The sequence below is a fragment of the Bacillus sp. MC1252 genome (genome assembly GCF_056838025.1).
Genome location: NZ_CM166369.1, coordinates 1,940,791 through 1,958,571, shown reverse-complemented (window position 1 = coordinate 1,958,571; position 17,781 = coordinate 1,940,791). Strand labels below are relative to the sequence as shown.

Below are 17,781 nucleotides of genomic sequence, written 5' to 3'. Positions count from 1 at the left end.
AAAAAAAGCGATTCATCCTTTAGATAGGTGAATCGCTTTTCTAGCGAGCTGATCAGCTACTTGATTTTCCTTGCTTGGAATCCACTTAATGAAAAATAAATCAAACTGGCTTTGAAGCTGGATCATCTCTTTAATAAAGTGCTGAAACGCTGGATTTTTAGCAAACCCTGCATTGGCAGCACGGTCAACTACCTGTGAATCTGTTCGAAACGAAACGGTACGCAATCCTTTTTCTACGCAAATTTTCATCCCTTCGATGAGAGCGGAAAATTCTGCTTCATGATTGCTCATTGTTCCAAGAGGAATGGAGAAAGATTCAGCATTTCCATCATATTTAATGAAAATGCCGATGCCAGAGGGGCCTGGATTACCTGCACTAGCACCATCAATATATATTTCAGCTGGCAATTTATTTCCCCCTTTCATCAAGTGGGACCATTTTTTTCGCCGCATACGCGTATGGTGTCGAAATCGCGGCTACGATAAATTTAATGACATATGTCGTGATGAAGATTTCAATCCATACATGAAATGGATAGGTGCCAAGAAAGGCAATGGTCGTAAAAATGAGTGTATCAAGCAGCTGGCTAATCATCGTACTTCCAGCGTTGCGCACCCAAAGCGCACCATCGGAAGGAAATATCCGGCGAATAAACGAATATACATAAACATCTAACATTTGACTGATGATATAAGCAGCAAGACTACCAAGTGCAACCCTCGGCATAAAGCCAAAAATGGTTTCTAACGATGCTTGTGAGATATCAGAGGGAGCGGGGTGGAAAAGCAAAGCCTCCTGCATGACAACAGTTAACGTTAAAAGGGTGGCAAAGCCAATCCAGACAGCCTTTCTAGCTTCATTTTGTCCATATTTTTCATTCAATACGTCCGTTGCAAAGAACACACTGCCATACAAAATATTCCCCAGTGTTGCAGTTAATCCAAACAATTCAACGGTTTTGACAACTTGTAAATTTGCGGCAACAGTCGCAAAGCCAATCCAGACGAAAAGGCCCATCTTGCCAAATCCTTTATAAAATAGAAGAACAATGATAAAATTAATGATCGCAAATAAGATCCAAATACCTTCATTAAACAAGTGACATGAACTTCCTTTCTCATTGTAAAATGTAACTTTTTGATTATAGCATAACGAACGTTTACCTTAAAAGCACGGGAAGGCGATGTGATCAATGAAATTAAGAGCACACTATACAATGAAAGTGACATCAATTGGGTCTATTGCTTTTTTTCAAGAAGATTGGATGGAGCTAAAAGAGGCCTTGATTTTTGCAAAACATATCGACAAAAAAGAACCACAGTCACTCCTATCATTTGAAGATGAAAAAGGGGCCATGTGGTCGATAAAAGAACTTGAAAAGCTAAAGGAAGAACTAAAGCTTGAACCTGATCAGATTCAAGTCTATTTTGATGCAAGTTTTCGTAAAGAAACAGGTGACTCTGGACTTGGAGTTGTCGTCTATTACAAGCTCGGAAAAGATGCTTATCGATTGAGAAAAAATCAGCCTTTCCAAGGGATCACCAATAATGAAGCAGAGTATGCCGCTTTATTTGAAGCAGTAAAAGCTTTAAAAGACCTGGGTGCCAGCAGAAATTCTGTCACGATTAGAGGAGATTCACTTGTTGTCATGAATCAGCTAAAAGGAGAATGGCCTTGTTATGATGATATACATAACAAATGGCTCGACCGGATTGAAGCGTCTTTAAAAGAGCTGAAGCTCACGCCAACATATGAAGTCATCGATCGTAAACAAAATGCAGAAGCGGATCAGCTTGCAAGGCAGATTCTTGCAGACGTCCCAATCGAAAGTAAGTTGAAATTAGATGCAGACGGAGCTGAATAATGTGGATAAAAAAACAGCAGTAAAAGAATTGACAGATCTTCAAGACACGTATTGTTCAGATTGTTTTATTAAAAAGCACTTTCGAAAAGAATTTGGCAAAAAATATGCCCATTCCTTTTGTATTCAGCAATGTACAGTAGGAGAAAAAATAAAAGAATACGGAAATGCACTGCTCAAAAAGTAAGAGGGTGCACCGGTTTTCCTTGATCACACATCGGCTCGTGAAAAAAAACGGATAGAATGCGTAAAAAAAGAACATATTCCAGAAAATGAGCCGATATAACTATAGAAAGTTTTGGTTGAGTTACTTTTTGACTAAGTGACGGATATTAGAGGAAAAGAGGAAGGCCGGTATGAATAATAAGGATTTCGAAACGGTATTACATCGAACATTTCAAGAGGTGTATAGCGATCTAGAGCAGCTAGTAGATGTAGCAAAGAAGGGAAGACCTTTTCTCGAAAAAGATATCTCTGAAATTGAACAAAGACTGAAGCAAAATATTTTAGCGATTGAAATTCAGCTGAAAATCAAATAAGAGAGGCATAAGCCTCTCTTTATTTTGTCGGTTCATCATTCATTTAGTTGATTAGATTTTTGTTACGTTTGCAGCTTGAGGTCCACGATTACCTTCAACGATTTCAAAAGAAACTTCTTGTCCTTCTTCTAAAGACTTGTAACCGTCACCTTCGATAGCTGTGAAGTGAACGAATACATCGTCTCCACCTTCAACTTCAATGAAGCCGAAACCTTTTTCATTATTGAACCATTTTACTTTACCGTTTTGCATATTGCTTTTTCCTCCTAGTACTGTAGCATACCTTTTGGTATACTAAAAAAAATTTTTCATCATCTAACGCCTTAGAAGTTGTTAAATGATGGTTCCACTATACACCATCAAAAGTAAAGCGTCAAGGAGGCGAACCAAATTTTGAGCAAAATGTTTGATTTTTTTGGTGAATTGTCACTTATATATAAAAGAATCTGATGTTCCGAAACCTAACGTGCATCTTGTCCGTATATAAAAAAATACAGAAAGAGGTGCGCGGCATGAATCGTTATACGATTGAAGAATTTGTCCAAAAAACCCAGCAAGAAGATAAAGGAGAAGGGGTCTTCGAGCTTGAAACATCAAGACTTCTAGAAATTAATTTGACCGATACCATTTGGGCAAAAACAGGTTCCATGGTCTCATATCGAGGCAAAATCAAGTTTGAACGTGAGGGCGTTTTTGAACATGGCGTCTCAAAGATGTTCAAGAAAATGTTATCAGGAGAAGGCACCTCACTCATGAAAGCAACAGGTGATGGAAAATTATATGTCGCAGACCAAGGCAAAAAGATCTCGATTCTTCGTTTGGCTCAAGGTGAATCCATTTTCGTTAATGGAAATGATCTTCTTGCATTTGAACCGTCAGTCCGCTGGGATATCAAATTGATGAAAAAGGTTTCTGGCATGCTTGCAGGCGGATTATTTAATGTCAAACTTGAAGGGCCAGGCCTTATTGCGATCACGAGTCATTACGAACCGCTTACATTAATTGTTCAGCCAGGTGACTCTGTCTATACAGATCCAAATGCGACGGTCGCATGGTCAGGGGATTTAAAAACTGAATTTGTGACAGATGTTTCGTTCAAAACCTTTATTGGCAGAGGGAGCGGGGAGTCCATACAAATGAAGTTTAGCGGAAGCGGTTTTGTTGTCGTTCAGCCGTTTGAAGAGGTGTACACAACAAATGGGAATCAAGGCTAAAAGAAAAAAGGTGTCAGTCCTGCGTGCCGGTGCTCACGAATCTCAAATTCGCTCCGCTCCGGTACTCGTCCTTCCTAGACTGCAAAGGTTTTCTATCACGCTGAAAAGAAGACAAAGGGCTAAAATCAAGATCATTTTAGCCCTTTGTCAACAATCTGAGGTGTCCGTATATGACGGGCACCTTTTTATGATAATGCACGAGCATACGTTTTGTTACTCGTGATGAGATCTGATTGTTCAACGATATCTTCCAAAATGGTTTGAGAAGATTGTTTTAAGTACAGTTTTTTAATGTTTTGTTTCATTGCTTCTAATTTTTCTTCATCTTGCAGCAGGTTGGTCACAGATTCTAAAATGTCTTCATGTCTGTTGATGACGATGGCAGCACCATAATCTTCAAAGAAAAGAGCATTTTCTTTTTCTTGTCCAGGGACAGGTTTGTAAAGAATAACTGGAACACCGATTGCTGTTGCTTCTGTTAATGTAATACCGCCGGGTTTTGTAATCATACAATCTGTTACTCTGAACAATTCATCAATTTGTTCCACATATCCAAGCGCCTTCAATTGATCTGGGTGTGCTTGTTCAAGATCGCTGAGCGATTGTTTCAGCGCTGCGTTTTTTCCGCATACAACAACAATTTGTACTTCACTGTCAAGAAGTAACGCTTCACATAATTCCTTCACATTTTTTAGTACACCGTGAGCACCGGCCATAATGAGAAGGACCTTTTTGTCTGATGATAATCCATATTTTTTATAAATTATCGATTTTGGCACGTCTGCTTCAAATTGTGGTCTAATAGGAATGCCTGTCACCTTGACATCGCTTGGATGTGTGCCGATTTCCACTAATTTTTGTTTCACATAATCGGTTGCAACATAATATCGGTCGATGTTTTCATGTACCCAAATCTTATGAAGACAGAAATCTGTCATGACATTAAATGTCGGAATCACTTTGCCTGTTTTGTTTCGGTATTCTGGCACAACAATCATCGGGAATGTAATAATAATGATGTCAGGGTTGTGTAACTGAATTAATTCGTCGAGACGCTTATTTCCCATCTTTAAGTAAATGTTAAATTTGCGTTTATTGTAAATTTTATCTACACCGTAATAAAACAAGCGATAAAATTGTTTCCCAATGGAAAAGCTCTTCAAGTATAAATATTGAGTCACTTCTGACACAATGGGATTGGATTCTTGATACAAATTAGAAACTATCACATGTTCAAACCCTTGGGATTTGCATTCATCATACAGTGTTTTTGCCACCTGCATATGTCCATTTCCATAATTTGCGGTCAAGATTAATATTTTTTTATTGGTATTCAAGAATATTCACCTCAAATGTAATCAACAACAACAAAACTTCGTACGAAAACTATGAATCTCATAGGTCTACATATACATAAAGATAACATATAAACAGTCAGAGCATATCATTCGTTACGAAAGAATTAAACTAATTTTAAAAAACAAACAGACTAAATTGATAATGGAAGACAGAGCCATTTGTATTTTAACACATTTTGAACATTTATCATCAGACCTCAGTCTATTTTATTCCCACACATATGGAGTTTCTTGATACACATAATAATTAAGCCAATTCATAAACAGTAAGGTTGCATGGGCTTTCCAGCGATTTACTGGGACGAGTGTGTCACCATCTTCTATAAAATAGTGGACGGGTTTTTTGACTGTATCATGTTTCAACAAATCTCTTTCATATTCCTGCTTCAATGTGTCTGTATCGTATTCAGGATGTCCAGTTAAAAATACTTGTTTATCATCATCTGAAACAATTAAACAAACACCAGCTTCTTCAGACATACTCAACACTTTTAGATTCGGTGTGTTTTTTAATTGTTCTGTATTAATATCTGTATGCCTAGAATGTGGGACATAGTATACTTCATCGAAACCTCTTACTAATCTTTCTTTTTTCTCTTTGACAAGATGCTCAAATACGCCAAACTTTTTCTCAGGAAGCTTGATTTTTTCAATGCCATAATGGTGATATAGACCTGCCTGTGCACCCCAGCAAATATGAAGAGTAGACGTCACATTGTTTTTACTCCAGTCCAAGATGTCCTGCAGCTCTTTCCAGTAGGAAACTTCTTCAAAAGGTAGATGCTCAATTGGTGCGCCGGTGATGATCATTCCATCAAATTTTTTATGGCGAATCGATTTAAAGGTCGTATAAAATTCATCTAGATGCTCTCTCGATGTATTCTTCGGTGTATGCGTACTTGGAATCAAAAACGTAAAGTACACTTGCAAAGGAGAATTCCCGAGCATTCTCAGCAGCTGCGTTTCAGTTTGTATTTTTTTTGGCATTAAATTTAAGATCACGATATTCAAAGGACGGATATCTTGCTTGAATGCCCTTGTCTCATCCATGACGAAAATGTTTTCGCTCTCTAGTATTTGTTTTGCCGGCAGATGAACTGGTATGTTAATAGGCAACTCGCCACCCCCTGAACCAAAGCTAATTTCACTTCATTATAGGAACTTTCTGGCGATATTTCAATGTTTCAATTATGTTACAATGAAAAATAGAGCAAAAATGAAAGCTGTTTCTGTAAAAAAGGAGGCCGTTTATTTATGATTACTAAGCATTTATCAGATATTGACATTGCCCAAAAGGCACAGCTGAGACCAATTCAAGACATCGCAGCAAAGTTACAAATACATGACGAAGAATTAGAATGCTATGGTTTCACAAAAGCGAAAATATCTTTGACCATTTTTGATCGTTTAAAGGAACAAAAAGAAGGAAACGTCATTCTTGTGACTTCAATTAACCCAACGCCAGCAGGTGAGGGGAAGTCCACCGTAACAGTTGGTCTCGGTCAAGCTTTCGAAAAAATCGGGAAAAAAGCGATCATTGCCATGCGAGAGCCTTCACTAGGTCCAACAATGGGTATTAAAGGCGGTGCAGCGGGGGGAGGCTATTCTCAGGTACTGCCAATGGAAGAAATCAATCTCCATTTCACCGGAGACTTTCATGCCATTACATCTGCTCATAATGCGTTATCTGCATTTATTGATAACCATATCCATCATGGAAATGAACTTGGCATCGACTCGCGCCGGATTGTGTGGAAACGAGTGCTAGATTTAAATGACCGTGCTTTAAGACAGGTTGTTGTAGGACTTGGCGGTCAATTAAATGGGTATCCTAGAGAAGATGGATTTGATATCACGGTTGCTTCCGAAATGATGGCGATCCTCTGTTTAGCAGAAGACTTAAACGATTTAAAAAAACGTCTTTCTTCTATTGTTGTTGCTTATAATCAACAAGGTGAGCCGGTCACAGTTGGAGGGCTTGGATATGAAGGCGTACTCACCTTACTTTTAAAAGATGCGCTCAAACCAAACCTTGTACAAACGATTGAAGGAACTCCAGCCCTTGTTCATGGCGGTCCTTTTGCCAATATTGCACATGGATGCAACAGTTTAATTGCAACAAAAATGGCGGCAAAACTAGCAGATTATGTAGTGACAGAAGCTGGCTTTGGTGCAGACCTAGGTGCGGAAAAATTCCTGCACATTAAAACAAGAGCCGGTGATTTCAAACCAGGTGCAGTTGTGATTGTTGCGACTGTCAGAGCATTGAAGATGCATGGCGGAATGCAGAAAACAGAGCTCAAAGAAGAGAATGCACGTGCCGTATTAGAAGGTATACATAATTTAGAAAAGCATATTGAAACAGTGCAAGCCTTCGGTCTTCCATACATCGTCGCAGTGAACCGCTTTATCACCGATACAAAAGAAGAGATTCAAGCAGTAGAAGATTGGTGCAAAACGCATGGGCATCCAGTCAAAGCCGTGAATGTATGGGAAGAAGGAGGCGCTGGCGGGACAGCACTTGCCGAGGAACTCACGACACTTATTGAAAAGAATAAGAACCGCTTTTCCTATTTGTATGAGGAGAAAGATTCCATCGAAGAAAAGTTATCTAAAGTAGCCCAAGTGGTTTACGGGGCAGATGGCGTCACGCTCACATCAAAAGCAAGAAAGCAGCTGGCAGCGATCGAGAAGAACGGCTGGGCTCATTTGCCGGTTTGTATGGCAAAAACGCAATATTCTCTTTCAGACGACCCAGCTTTAATCGGCAGACCTAAAGGTTTTACCATTACGATTCGTGAGTTAAAACCATCTGTAGGAGCAGGATTTATTGTTGCTTTAACCGGAAGCATTCTTACCATGCCGGGTTTGCCTAAAAAACCTGCGGCGCTTGAGATGGATTTATTGGAAGATGGCAGTGTGACAGGACTCTTTTAGTAGGAAGCATAAAAAGCGATTTTCTAAAAGAAGCATGTTACGATAGAAAAAAAGTGAATCCTAGGAGGCTATGAGATGTCAATTTATGATATTCAGGTCAAGACCATTAACGGTCAGGAAAAATCAATGGCAGATTACAAAGGGAAAGTGCTCATTATCGTGAACACAGCGAGCAAATGCGGACTTACCCCTCAATTTAAACAATTGCAAGAGTTATATGATCAATATCATGAAAAGGGCCTTGAAATTTTAGGATTTCCGTGTAACCAATTTATGAACCAAGAGCCGGAAGGGGAAGAAGCGATTCAAGAATTCTGTTCGTTGAATTATGGTGTGACCTTCCCAATGTTTGAAAAAGTAGATGTCAATGGTGACAATGCGCACCCGCTTTTCAAACACTTAACAAGTCATGCGAAAGGTGTGCTTGGTACGAAGACAGTGAAATGGAATTTCACAAAATTTATCGTCGATCAAAACGGAGAAGTCACTGAACGATTTTCTCCTAAGACACCACCAAAAGAATTAGAAAGCTCAATCATCGCCTTATTGGACAAATAAGATGCAGACGATCATGCAGCAAAAACAATTGAAGGCAGCTGCCTCCTTTGTTTCAAATAAGCTGAAGAATGAGCCAACTGGACACGATGCAGCTCATATCGATCGTGTCCGCCTGCTAGCAGTCCATATCGCAAAGCAGGAAGGCGGCTCTCTATTTATCATCGAGATGGCGGCTATTGTGCATGATTTAATTGATGAAAAACTGTCAATTGAATGGGAGTTTTCACCACAGCAACTGGAACAACAGCTTCTATTGTGGGAAGTGGATACGCGAGATATTCGTTATATCATGGACATCATTACAACGATGTCTTTTCGTCACCGTCATATGCAGCATAAGCCAATGACATTAGAAGGGACCATTGTTCAAGATGCGGATAGGCTGGATGCGATAGGAGCAAGCGGCATTGCAAGAGTGTTTACGTACGCAGGTGCAACAGGTGAGCCCCATTATACACACAATTCACAGCAGGGATCAGTGCTTGAGCATATGGAAGAAAAACTGCTCAAATTAAAAGACTTGATGAACACCCGTGCAGGAAAGCAGCTTGCTGAAGAGCGTCATGAATTCATGTGTTTATTTATCAAGACGTGGAAAGAAGAATGCGGCCTTACAGATGAGTAGGGTCTTTATGTGTGTAAGGAGGATGTATAGATGAAAATAACAGCAATAGAACCGACGCCAAGTCCGAATACAATGAAGGTCATTTTGACAGAAGCGCTTGCCGGCGGTAAAAGCAACAACTACAAAAAGGATCAAAAAGACGAAGCGCCAGAGATGATCAAGCGCATTTTAAATATTGAAGGTGTTAAAGGGGTTTATCATGTAGCGGATTTCTTAGCGGTCGAGCGCAATGCGAAATTTGACTGGCAGGGCATTTTACAACAGGTCAGAGAGGCCTTTGGACAAGAAACAGAAGGTCTTCAGGAAGGGTCGCAGTCAGGCGATGACACATTTGGCGAAGTCAAAGTGTTCGTCCAAATGTTTAATGGGATTCCGATGCAGGTCAAGCTGACGGACGGTGAGAGAGAAGAGCGGTTTGGAATGCCTGAACGCTTCCAGGCAGCCATCTTAAAGCTCAGAAGCAGTTCAGACAATGTTGTGTTTGAACGTGTGTGGAAAGAACACGGCGTTCGTTTTGGGGAATTTGCTGATATCGGTCAAGAAGTCACAGAAGAGCTTCAAGCAGCTTATGATGACGAGCGTTTACTCCGTTTAACAGAGGCAGTCAAGGAAGGACAAGAGGCTGTAGATAAACAGGTGAATCGCCAGGCATATGATGTCACAGAAGAGATGCTGCGCGAGGAAGATTGGAAAAAGCGTTTTGCCCATTTAGAGCAAATGCAGCCCAAGCAAAAGGATATACCTGTTTTAATGAAAGCAATGGAGGACCCAAAAACGTCTATTCGCAGACAAGCCGTTGTGAATGCTGGAATGATTGAAGATCCTGCTATCCTGCCTATTTTATATAAGGGGCTTGAAGACAAAACAGTCACGGTCCGCAGAACAGCTGGAGACTGTATTTCGGATCTTGGTGACCCTAGTGCTATAGAAGCGATGATCGCAGCATTAAAGGATCCAAGTAAGCTTGTCCGCTGGCGTGCGGCCATGTTCCTTTATGAAGAAGGTGACGAAACGGCACTTGAAGCATTGAAAGAAGCAGAGCAAGACCCTGAATTTGAAGTCAGTCTACAAGTGAAAATGGCGATTGAGCGAATTGAGCTTGGAGAAGAAGCGAAAGGCTCAGTGTGGAAGCAAATGACAGAAAGTAGAAAAAATGCATCAGAATCATGAGGATGATGAGCAAGCTGCCAATGAAAGGCAGCTTGTTTTCTGAATAACGTTTTTTATAGACAGAAAAATTTTTTTAGAAAAATTATTTTGAATATTGTTGAAATATACAAAAAAACTCTATATAGTAGTACCAATATAGAATATTGGAGGTCAGATTTTATGACACGATCCTTGCTGAGCGCTTGCTTCAGCAGCCATATTGGTCATCAGTCATTCATAGGTGGCTAAATAAACAGAAAATTTGTAAAATAAAATCAACTCAAAATCATGCAGTCAACTTAGACTTGTAGTATAGGAGGCTTTTTAAACAGATGGCAGAACTACGCAGTAATATGATTAAGCAGGGAATTGACAGAGCACCTCACCGAAGCTTACTAAGAGCAGCGGGGGTAAAGGATGAGGATTTCGGTAAACCGTTTATTGCCGTATGTAATTCCTATATTGATATTGTCCCAGGACATGTCCACCTTCAGGAATTCGGTAAAATTGTGAAAGAAGCCATTCGTGAAGCTGGCGGGGTGCCATTTGAATTCAATACGATTGGTGTCGATGACGGAATTGCCATGGGGCATATTGGGATGAGATATTCATTACCAAGCCGTGAAATCATTGCTGACTCAGTAGAGACTGTTGTGTCTGCACACTGGTTCGATGGAATGGTTTGTATTCCTAACTGCGATAAAATCACACCAGGCATGATGATGGCAGCAATGCGTGTGAACATCCCAACTGTATTTGTCAGCGGCGGTCCGATGGAAGCAGGTAGAACAAGTGATGGCAGAAAAATTTCTCTTTCATCCGTATTTGAAGGCGTTGGTGCATACCAGTCAGGAAAAATTAATGAAGAGGAATTAAATGAGTTAGAGCAGTTTGGCTGTCCAACATGTGGATCTTGTTCAGGTATGTTTACGGCAAACTCAATGAACTGTTTAGCAGAGGCGCTTGGCATCGCTCTTCCTGGAAATGGAACAATTTTGGCGACATCACCAGAGCGAAGAGAATTTGCGAAGAAATCAGCAAAACAACTGATGGAGCTCATTAAAAAAGATATTAAACCACGTGATATTGTCACTGAAAAAGCGATTGATAACGCATTTGCACTAGATATGGCACTAGGTGGTTCAACCAATACGGTTCTTCACACATTGGCGATCGCAAATGAAGCGGGCGTTGAATATTCACTCGAGCGTATCAATGAAGTAGCAGAGCGTGTGCCGCATTTATCAAAACTTGCACCAGCTTCGGATGTTTATATTGAGGATTTACATGAAGCAGGCGGTGTGACAGCTGCGCTAAATGAATTGTCCAAAAAAGAAGGAGCTATTCATTTAGATACAATGACCGTCACAGCGAAAACGCTCGGTGAGAATATTGCGGGGCATGAGGTAAAAGACTATAACGTCATTTATCCAATTGACAAGCCATTTACTGAAAAAGGCGGCTTAGCCGTTTTATTTGGAAACCTTGCGCCAGATGGGGCTATTATTAAAACAGGCGGAGTTCAAGATGGTATCACACGTCATGAAGGACCTGCGATCGTATTTGAATCCCAAGAAGAAGCTCTTGAGGGAATCATTAATAGAAAAGTAGAAGCAGGACATGTGGTCATTATTCGATATGAAGGACCTAAAGGCGGACCTGGCATGCCTGAAATGCTTGCACCCACTTCACAAATTGTCGGAATGGGACTTGGTCCAAAGGTTGCTTTAATTACAGACGGACGTTTTTCTGGCGCTTCTCGCGGATTGTCCATTGGACACGTCTCTCCAGAGGCAGCTGAGGGTGGCCCGCTTGCTTTTGTTGAAAATGGTGATCATGTCGTTGTAGATATTGAAAAGCGCATTTTAAGCGTAGATGTTCCAGAAGAAGAATGGGAAAGAAGAAAAGCGAATTGGAAAGGCTTTGAGCCAAAAGTGAAAACTGGTTATCTAGCCAGATACTCAAAACTTGTGACATCAGCCAATACAGGCGGAATCATGAAAATTTAATCTGAAAGCGAACATTTGAAAATTGGCTCTCTCTATAGTATCCTTTATTCACAACATAAGGATTTTAGAGGGGGCTTTTTTATGTCAATGGCATATGAAGAATATATGCGTCAGCTCGTTGTACCAATGCGCCAAGAGCTTACAAGTGCGGGATTTCAAGAACTAACAACTGAAGAAGAGGTAGAACAAACGATGCAAGAAGCAGAAGGAACGACATTTGTTGTGGTCAATTCTGTATGCGGATGTGCGGCCGGCTTAGCACGCCCTGCTGCCACTCAAGCTGTGATGAAGGCGGAAAAAGCACCAGATCGAATTGTGACGGTTTTTGCTGGTCAGGACAGGGAAGCAACGGCAAAAATGAGAGAATACTTCACAGGTGAGGAACCATCTTCTCCTTCTATGGCACTTTTAAAAGGAAATGAACTTGTTCATTTTATCCCACGTGAGGAAATTGAAGGCCATGAAATGGAAGACATTATGAAAAATGTATTATCTGCATTCGAAAAACATTGCTAATACAAGTGTTGAAATGTCCTGTGATCAGATCAGGGCATTTTTTCTTGATCATGATGGAGGAACGGCATGCTCATTACAACAAGCTTTAGAGCAAATGTACAAACGATTGAAACAGCAAAGGCACTAGCAGAGGATTTGCATGGTGAGTATGTAGAGCGGCGCAAACAATCCGTCAAACAGCTTGCTATCAAACGGGGGGACGTACTCGTTGTCGGGAAAGAAAGATTTGAATGGTATCAACCAAATGGTGAAAAGTTTTTCTTCCATCCAAGCTCAGCGATGTTTAGGGTGAAGCGGCTCCTCCGCGGCGAAAAGGATCCATTGATAGAAGCAGCACAGCTTAAGCCAGGAGATTCCGTTTTGGACTGTACGCTTGGCTTAGGGTCAGATGCCATTACCGCAAGCTGCGCGGCAGGTCCAAATGGAAAGGTAGTTGGTATTGAAAAGAACCCCATGACGGCATTACTAGTGCGAGAAGGGCTAAACACATGGGAGACAGGTGTAGGCGAGGCAGATGAAGCGATGAAACGGATATCTGTCATAAGCGGAGACAGTATCGAGCAGCTAAAAAAGCTCCCAAATCGTTCATTTGATATCGTCTATTTTGATCCAATGTTTGAGGAAACGATTTAAGAATCTACAAGTATAGCGCCGCTTCGTCATGCGGCAGAGCACTACTTTGACCACGAAATGGCCATGCAAGAAGCGATAAGAGTAGCGAGAAAAAGAGTGGTTTTAAAAGATCATTGGAAAAGCACTCGGTTTACAGCGGACTCCTATCAATTTCAGGTCATCAAACGAAAAACAGCCCAATTCCATTATGGGTATATCCAAATAAAAGAAGACAAAGGGCTAAAATAAAGATCATTTTAGCCCTTTGTCAACAATCTGAAAAGCCCTCATTAAGGGCTTTTAATCTGTGATCTCCATATAGACAAAATAAAATAATGTCAGCAAGGAAGCCGTGACGAAAAATCCTTCAAGCATACCCATTCCTCCCAAATTTTAGTCGCTGTTACTGTCATTGTAAACGTTTTATTATGAAAAAGAAAGTCTCAAATAATGACCAAATTGAATGACTGAAAATTCATTATATGCTAGAATAGCAGTATGATAACTTATGGAAGGAATTAGATATCATGAAGATGTGGATGAGAAAAACGCTTGTTGCACTCTTTACGATTGCAACTTTTGGTTTAATCTCTCCTCCATCGGCTTTGATGACAGACAAGCCATCTGAACTTTCTTCATCTGATAAGTCCCCTTATACAGCTGTTTATGATACATCAGATGAAACGCGCAGCTGGGAACTATCGCAAGAGGACAACAAAGAGCGGATAGATCCCTTTGAGCAATATAAGCAAGAGGTTCTATCAAGTGCAGAAAACCAATCCTTTCTCAAATTTGGTCATAAAATCACACCTGTCATTGAGGACGAGTACAGAGAAGAGATTCAACCGAAGATTGAACAAGTGTTAACCGACTTTTTAACAAATTTCAAAGATGACGAAAAATTTCAAGATGTTGTTTTAACTGATCAACCTTCCAGCGGAAATGGCGAAAAAATCTTTCACATTTACAACCGGAAGACCGGAGAAGATTTGCTCCGTTTTCATGTGAGAAGAGATCAGCCGCCTCATAGCGGATATTGGTTTAACTTTCATTACCATACAGCAGAAGATGGATTCCAGACGCACCATGAACTCGGTAATATTTACTGGGACAAAAACACCCCGCCGAGCTGGATGAGCCACTAGAAGGAGATGTCATGCCAATTGAAAAAATATACAATGAACGAAATGGTGCACATTACAAAACAAATGTTAAACGATCGCGGAGTGAAAATTGAAGATATCGCACACATTGTGCTTAAGCTTCAAGAAAAATATCATCCGAATCTCCCGCTTAGTGTCTGCATTGAAAATGTTGAAAAAGTGCTGAAGAAAAGGGAAATTGTCCATGCTGTTTTAACAGGGCTTGCCCTTGATCAGCTGGCAGAAAAAAAGCTTTTGCCAGAACCTTTACAGCACTTAGTTGAAACAGATGAGCCGCTATATGGAATTGACGAAATTATTCCGCTTTCCATTGTCAATGTATATGGATCAATCGGTTTGACCAACTTCGGTTATTTAGATAAAGAGAAATTTGGTATTATTCGAGAATTAGATGAAGGTCGTCCAGGAGAAGTACACACCTTCCTTGATGATCTTGTCGCTGCACTTGCCGCAGCAGCAGCAAGCCGCATTGCTCACTCTCACCAAGATATTAAGGACGAAGAGCAGGATCGAGTGAATCAAGTATAATAAGAAAAACATGTCTGCTCATCACGTAGACGTGTTTTTTTGGTTTCAACAAAAGCAGAAATAAGGTAAACTACAACAAGAACATAAATAAAGGATGAAAAAAATGAAACAATACAAAGAGTTATGCCGTCATGTATTACAGCACGGGGATGAAAAAGGTGACAGAACGGGAACAGGCACAATCAGCACGTTCGGTTACCAAATGAGATTTGATTTACAGGAAGGGTTTCCTTTATTAACAACCAAGAAATTACACCTGAAATCAATCATTCATGAGTTACTGTGGTTTTTAAAAGGTGATACAAATGTCAAATATCTTCAAGAAAATGGTGTCCGTATTTGGAACGAATGGGCAGATGAGAATGGAGAACTAGGCCGTGTGTATGGTGCGCAGTGGAGATCATGGGATAGCGGAGATGGAGAGACCGTGGATCAGATCAGCAGGCTGATCCATGATATTGAGCACAATCCGAATTCAAGAAGACTCATCGTCAGTGCTTGGAATCCAGGAGAAATTGATCAAATGGCCCTGCCTCCTTGTCATTGTTTGTTTCAATTTTACGTATCAAACGGTAAATTATCCTGCCAGCTTTATCAAAGATCGGCAGATATCTTTTTAGGCGTGCCTTTTAATATTGCTTCATATGCACTTCTAACGATGATGATTGCCAAAGTGACAAATCTTGAGCCAGGAGAGTTTATTCATACACTTGGGGATGCTCATATTTATCAAAATCATCTTCCGCAGGTGAAAATGCAGCTGGAGCGCGAGGAGCGCACACTTCCGCAGCTTCGCATCACAAGAGATGTAAAGAGCATTTTTGATTTTACGTTTGATGATTTTGTACTCGAGAACTATGATCCACATCCGCATATTAAAGGAGAAGTCAGTGTATGATTTCTATGATTGTGGCGACAGGTAAAGACAGAGTCATTGGTCAAGATAATCAAATGCCGTGGCATTTACCCGCGGATTTAGGTTATTTTAAAAAAGTCACAGGCGGCCATACCATTGTCATGGGCAGGAAAACATTTGAATCGATTGGACGAGCGTTGCCTAACCGCCGTAATATCGTCTTAACCACAAGTCCTTCTTTTCAAAGAGAGGGATGTGAGGTTGTCCATTCAATTGCTGACATTTTAACAATCGGGAAGAATGAGAAAGAATTATTTATCATTGGCGGATCTAAGCTGTATGAGGAAATGATGCCATATGCGGATCGTCTTTACATCACGCACATTCATCATGCTTTTGAAGGTGACCGCTATTTTCCTCATTACAATGAAGACGAATGGACGATTGTATCACGCGAAAAAGGCCATCGTGACGAAAAGAACCCCTACAATTATGAATTTGTCGTATATGACAGAAAAGAAGGATAAATGAGTAGGAGGAGTACGGTTGTTTCGTTATTGGTTTTTAACGATTTATGTTGTTGTATCCTTTTTAAAAAGTATGAGGCATTTGTATGATCATGAATTAACTGATCCGCGCATTTCCTATACGAAACGAATGCAGCTCATTCATGAGCATGCGAAAAGGTTTGCAAGAGGATGTATTGATCAGTCAGGATCAGTGATGACCATCCATCAGAAAAAGAAGCTGCCGGATGGACCGGTCATTTATGTCACCCATGAGCTTAATCCGGTGACAACGACATTATTAATTGGGCACCTTGAGAAGCCATTTGCTTTCATGGCGAATTCGAATCTGTTTCGCTACCCCATCTTAAAACAATGGCTGAAAAAGATGGCGGTTATTCGTCACAATCAGTCTGATGAGGGATTGTTAGAAGAAGCAAAAGAAAGAGTCATGTCTGGGCAGAGTGTATTGCTTTCAGAAAAATATCGTGCCATTGCAGAGGTGCTTGCCGAAGAATGTGATTGTCCGCTTGTTCCGATTGAAACAAGCGGAACGGATCGGCTTTTAACAGGAAAGATCGTGAAAAGGCTGCGTCCTGTCAATGTCGATATTCATATTAAAGCACCTGTCATGATCAGTGATTACGTTCAAAAGCGCGCATAGAAAAACCAGCATCCGAAAGTGGATGCTGGTTTTTCTATGCCGCTGGGATGCTGACACAATAGAATAGGATGCAGAAAAACATCGACGCACTTCCGCCGAGAACAAAGCTGTGCCAAATCGCATGATGATAAGGGATTTTACGCCAAATATAAAAGATGGTTCCGACCGAATATAATAGACCGCCTAACAGTAATAAGCCGAATCCTGCTCCCGTTAATTGAATGTAGAGTGGTTTGATGGCGATGATAATCATCCAGCCCATTAATAAATAAACGAGAGTGGATACAACGATAAACCGTTTGACGAAAAAGATTTTAAAGACAATACCACCTGCAGCAAGAGCCCATACAATCGCAAGTAGAGTATAGCCGAGTGCGCCTTTTAATGGTCCAAGTAAAAAGGGTGTATATGTACCAGCAATCAATACATAAATAGCAGAGTGGTCGAGAATCTCAAACACATCTTTTGTTTTTTTGTGCCGAATGCTATGAAGCAGGGTCGAGCTTAAATAAAGCAGCAGCATGGATGCACCAAATATCGAAAAGCTAATAATGTCTGTGACTGTGCCGTATTGAACAGCGAATAAAACGAGAAAAACAATGGCTGGAATGGATAAAATAACCCCAATGCCATGTGTAACGGCGTTTGCAATTTCTTCTTTTACAGTAAACAATAGATTTCCTCC

General features: G+C 40.6%; 21 protein-coding genes and 1 pseudogene. 16 read left to right on the top strand and 6 right to left on the bottom strand.

Features of this window, described 5'->3' with window-relative positions; translation table 11 throughout:
* Positions 1–12: 12 nt before the first annotated feature.
* Together ACYH0L_RS09825 and ACYH0L_RS09820 are read right to left on the bottom strand one after the other, a co-directional pair.
* Positions 13–408: a reverse transcriptase-like protein gene (locus ACYH0L_RS09825; protein ID WP_099728472.1), complete on the bottom strand. Its 396-nt coding sequence runs from the start codon at positions 406–408 to the stop codon at positions 13–15.
* 1 nt (position 409) lies between these two features.
* Positions 410–1,099: a queuosine precursor transporter gene (locus tag ACYH0L_RS09820; RefSeq protein ID WP_230030308.1), complete on the bottom strand. Its 690-nt coding sequence runs from the start codon at positions 1,097–1,099 to the stop codon at positions 410–412.
* Between the two features lie 94 nt (positions 1,100–1,193).
* Here ACYH0L_RS09820 and ACYH0L_RS09815 point away from each other — a divergent pair, with 94 nt between their 5' ends.
* From ACYH0L_RS09815 to ACYH0L_RS09805, 3 genes are all read left to right on the top strand, one after another.
* Complete coding sequence (locus tag ACYH0L_RS09815) at positions 1,194–1,865, top strand: reverse transcriptase-like protein (RefSeq protein ID WP_099728474.1); 672 nt, start codon at positions 1,194–1,196, stop codon at positions 1,863–1,865.
* 1 nt (position 1,866) lies between these two features.
* Positions 1,867–2,049: a zinc-finger domain-containing protein gene (locus tag ACYH0L_RS09810; RefSeq protein WP_099728475.1), complete on the top strand. Its 183-nt coding sequence runs from the start codon at positions 1,867–1,869 to the stop codon at positions 2,047–2,049.
* A 169-nt stretch (positions 2,050–2,218) separates the two neighbouring features.
* Positions 2,219–2,401 carry a hypothetical protein gene (locus ACYH0L_RS09805; protein WP_039179402.1) on the top strand — a complete coding sequence of 61 codons (183 nt, stop codon included), beginning with the start codon at positions 2,219–2,221 and terminating at the stop codon, positions 2,399–2,401.
* Positions 2,402–2,452: 51 nt separating this feature from the next.
* Here the strand turns inward: ACYH0L_RS09805 and cspD are convergent, their stop codons facing one another.
* Positions 2,453–2,653, bottom strand: coding sequence for a cold-shock protein CspD (gene cspD, locus ACYH0L_RS09800; protein WP_003215784.1), 201 nt, complete (start codon positions 2,651–2,653; stop codon positions 2,453–2,455).
* A 260-nt stretch (positions 2,654–2,913) separates the two neighbouring features.
* Here cspD and ACYH0L_RS09795 point away from each other — a divergent pair, with 260 nt between their 5' ends.
* Positions 2,914–3,615, top strand: a complete 702-nt coding sequence (locus tag ACYH0L_RS09795) for an AIM24 family protein (RefSeq protein WP_099728476.1) — start codon at positions 2,914–2,916, stop codon at positions 3,613–3,615.
* Positions 3,616–3,800: 185 nt separating this feature from the next.
* Here ACYH0L_RS09795 and ACYH0L_RS09790 read toward each other — a convergent pair whose 3' ends face one another.
* Positions 3,801–4,952, bottom strand: a complete 1,152-nt coding sequence (locus ACYH0L_RS09790; protein ID WP_482353995.1) for a diglucosyl diacylglycerol synthase — start codon at positions 4,950–4,952, stop codon at positions 3,801–3,803.
* Positions 4,953–5,180: 228 nt separating this feature from the next.
* Complete coding sequence (metA, locus tag ACYH0L_RS09785) at positions 5,181–6,089, bottom strand: homoserine O-acetyltransferase MetA (RefSeq protein WP_230030307.1); 909 nt, start codon at positions 6,087–6,089, stop codon at positions 5,181–5,183.
* A 138-nt stretch (positions 6,090–6,227) separates the two neighbouring features.
* Between metA and ACYH0L_RS09780 the strand changes: the two genes are divergently transcribed.
* From ACYH0L_RS09780 to ACYH0L_RS09725, 12 genes and pseudogenes are all read left to right on the top strand, one after another.
* Positions 6,228–7,910, top strand: a complete 1,683-nt coding sequence (locus ACYH0L_RS09780) for a formate--tetrahydrofolate ligase (RefSeq protein WP_099728480.1) — start codon at positions 6,228–6,230, stop codon at positions 7,908–7,910.
* A gap of 75 nt (positions 7,911–7,985) precedes the next feature.
* Positions 7,986–8,468: a glutathione peroxidase gene (locus ACYH0L_RS09775; RefSeq protein ID WP_230030306.1), complete on the top strand. Its 483-nt coding sequence runs from the start codon at positions 7,986–7,988 to the stop codon at positions 8,466–8,468.
* Positions 8,469–8,481: 13 nt separating this feature from the next.
* On the top strand, positions 8,482–9,093 hold the full coding sequence (locus ACYH0L_RS09770; RefSeq protein ID WP_373605148.1) for an HD domain-containing protein: 612 nt from the start codon (positions 8,482–8,484) through the stop codon (positions 9,091–9,093).
* A gap of 30 nt (positions 9,094–9,123) precedes the next feature.
* A complete protein-coding gene (locus tag ACYH0L_RS09765) occupies positions 9,124–10,263 on the top strand; it encodes a conserved virulence factor C family protein (protein WP_099728483.1) in 1,140 nt (379 codons plus the stop codon).
* A 311-nt stretch (positions 10,264–10,574) separates the two neighbouring features.
* Positions 10,575–12,251: a dihydroxy-acid dehydratase gene (ilvD, locus tag ACYH0L_RS09760; protein WP_034319100.1), complete on the top strand. Its 1,677-nt coding sequence runs from the start codon at positions 10,575–10,577 to the stop codon at positions 12,249–12,251.
* Between the two features lie 81 nt (positions 12,252–12,332).
* Entirely contained in the window at positions 12,333–12,767 is a 435-nt protein-coding gene (locus ACYH0L_RS09755) for a BrxA/BrxB family bacilliredoxin (protein WP_034319103.1), read from the top strand.
* Between the two features lie 66 nt (positions 12,768–12,833).
* Positions 12,834–13,628 (top strand): annotated as a pseudogene (locus tag ACYH0L_RS09750) (class I SAM-dependent methyltransferase).
* Positions 13,629–13,906: 278 nt separating this feature from the next.
* Complete coding sequence (locus ACYH0L_RS09745) at positions 13,907–14,524, top strand: YpjP family protein (RefSeq protein ID WP_099728698.1); 618 nt, start codon at positions 13,907–13,909, stop codon at positions 14,522–14,524.
* Between the two features lie 18 nt (positions 14,525–14,542).
* Positions 14,543–15,070: a phosphatidylglycerophosphatase A family protein gene (locus ACYH0L_RS09740; protein WP_099728699.1), complete on the top strand. Its 528-nt coding sequence runs from the start codon at positions 14,543–14,545 to the stop codon at positions 15,068–15,070.
* Positions 15,071–15,173: 103 nt separating this feature from the next.
* Positions 15,174–15,968: a thymidylate synthase gene (locus ACYH0L_RS09735; RefSeq protein WP_099728700.1), complete on the top strand. Its 795-nt coding sequence runs from the start codon at positions 15,174–15,176 to the stop codon at positions 15,966–15,968.
* Positions 15,965–16,453: a dihydrofolate reductase gene (locus ACYH0L_RS09730; protein ID WP_256498709.1), complete on the top strand. Its 489-nt coding sequence runs from the start codon at positions 15,965–15,967 to the stop codon at positions 16,451–16,453. The genes ACYH0L_RS09735 and ACYH0L_RS09730 overlap by 4 nt, the downstream gene beginning before the upstream one ends.
* A 19-nt stretch (positions 16,454–16,472) precedes the next feature.
* Positions 16,473–17,096 carry a lysophospholipid acyltransferase family protein gene (locus tag ACYH0L_RS09725; RefSeq protein ID WP_099728702.1) on the top strand — a complete coding sequence of 208 codons (624 nt, stop codon included), beginning with the start codon at positions 16,473–16,475 and terminating at the stop codon, positions 17,094–17,096.
* Positions 17,097–17,130: 34 nt separating this feature from the next.
* Here ACYH0L_RS09725 and trhA read toward each other — a convergent pair whose 3' ends face one another.
* A complete protein-coding gene (gene trhA / locus ACYH0L_RS09720) occupies positions 17,131–17,769 on the bottom strand; it encodes a PAQR family membrane homeostasis protein TrhA (protein ID WP_099728703.1) in 639 nt (212 codons plus the stop codon).
* Positions 17,770–17,781: the final 12 nt, after the last annotated feature.

Coding starts and splice junctions, on each gene's coding strand:
- ACYH0L_RS09805 (WP_039179402.1), top strand. CDS start 2,219: ATGAATAATAAGGATTTCGAAACGGTATTACATCGAACATTTCAAGAG.
- ACYH0L_RS09815 (WP_099728474.1), top strand. CDS start 1,194: ATGAAATTAAGAGCACACTATACAATGAAAGTGACATCAATTGGGTCT.
- ACYH0L_RS09780 (WP_099728480.1), top strand. CDS start 6,228: ATGATTACTAAGCATTTATCAGATATTGACATTGCCCAAAAGGCACAG.
- ACYH0L_RS09765 (WP_099728483.1), top strand. CDS start 9,124: ATGAAAATAACAGCAATAGAACCGACGCCAAGTCCGAATACAATGAAG.
- ACYH0L_RS09795 (WP_099728476.1), top strand. CDS start 2,914: ATGAATCGTTATACGATTGAAGAATTTGTCCAAAAAACCCAGCAAGAA.
- ACYH0L_RS09735 (WP_099728700.1), top strand. CDS start 15,174: ATGAAACAATACAAAGAGTTATGCCGTCATGTATTACAGCACGGGGAT.
- ACYH0L_RS09775 (WP_230030306.1), top strand. CDS start 7,986: ATGTCAATTTATGATATTCAGGTCAAGACCATTAACGGTCAGGAAAAA.
- ACYH0L_RS09730 (WP_256498709.1), top strand. CDS start 15,965: ATGATTTCTATGATTGTGGCGACAGGTAAAGACAGAGTCATTGGTCAA.
- cspD (WP_003215784.1), bottom strand. CDS start 2,653: ATGCAAAACGGTAAAGTAAAATGGTTCAATAATGAAAAAGGTTTCGGC.
- ACYH0L_RS09745 (WP_099728698.1), top strand. CDS start 13,907: ATGAAGATGTGGATGAGAAAAACGCTTGTTGCACTCTTTACGATTGCA.
- ACYH0L_RS09755 (WP_034319103.1), top strand. CDS start 12,333: ATGTCAATGGCATATGAAGAATATATGCGTCAGCTCGTTGTACCAATG.
- ilvD (WP_034319100.1), top strand. CDS start 10,575: ATGGCAGAACTACGCAGTAATATGATTAAGCAGGGAATTGACAGAGCA.
- ACYH0L_RS09770 (WP_373605148.1), top strand. CDS start 8,482: ATGCAGCAAAAACAATTGAAGGCAGCTGCCTCCTTTGTTTCAAATAAG.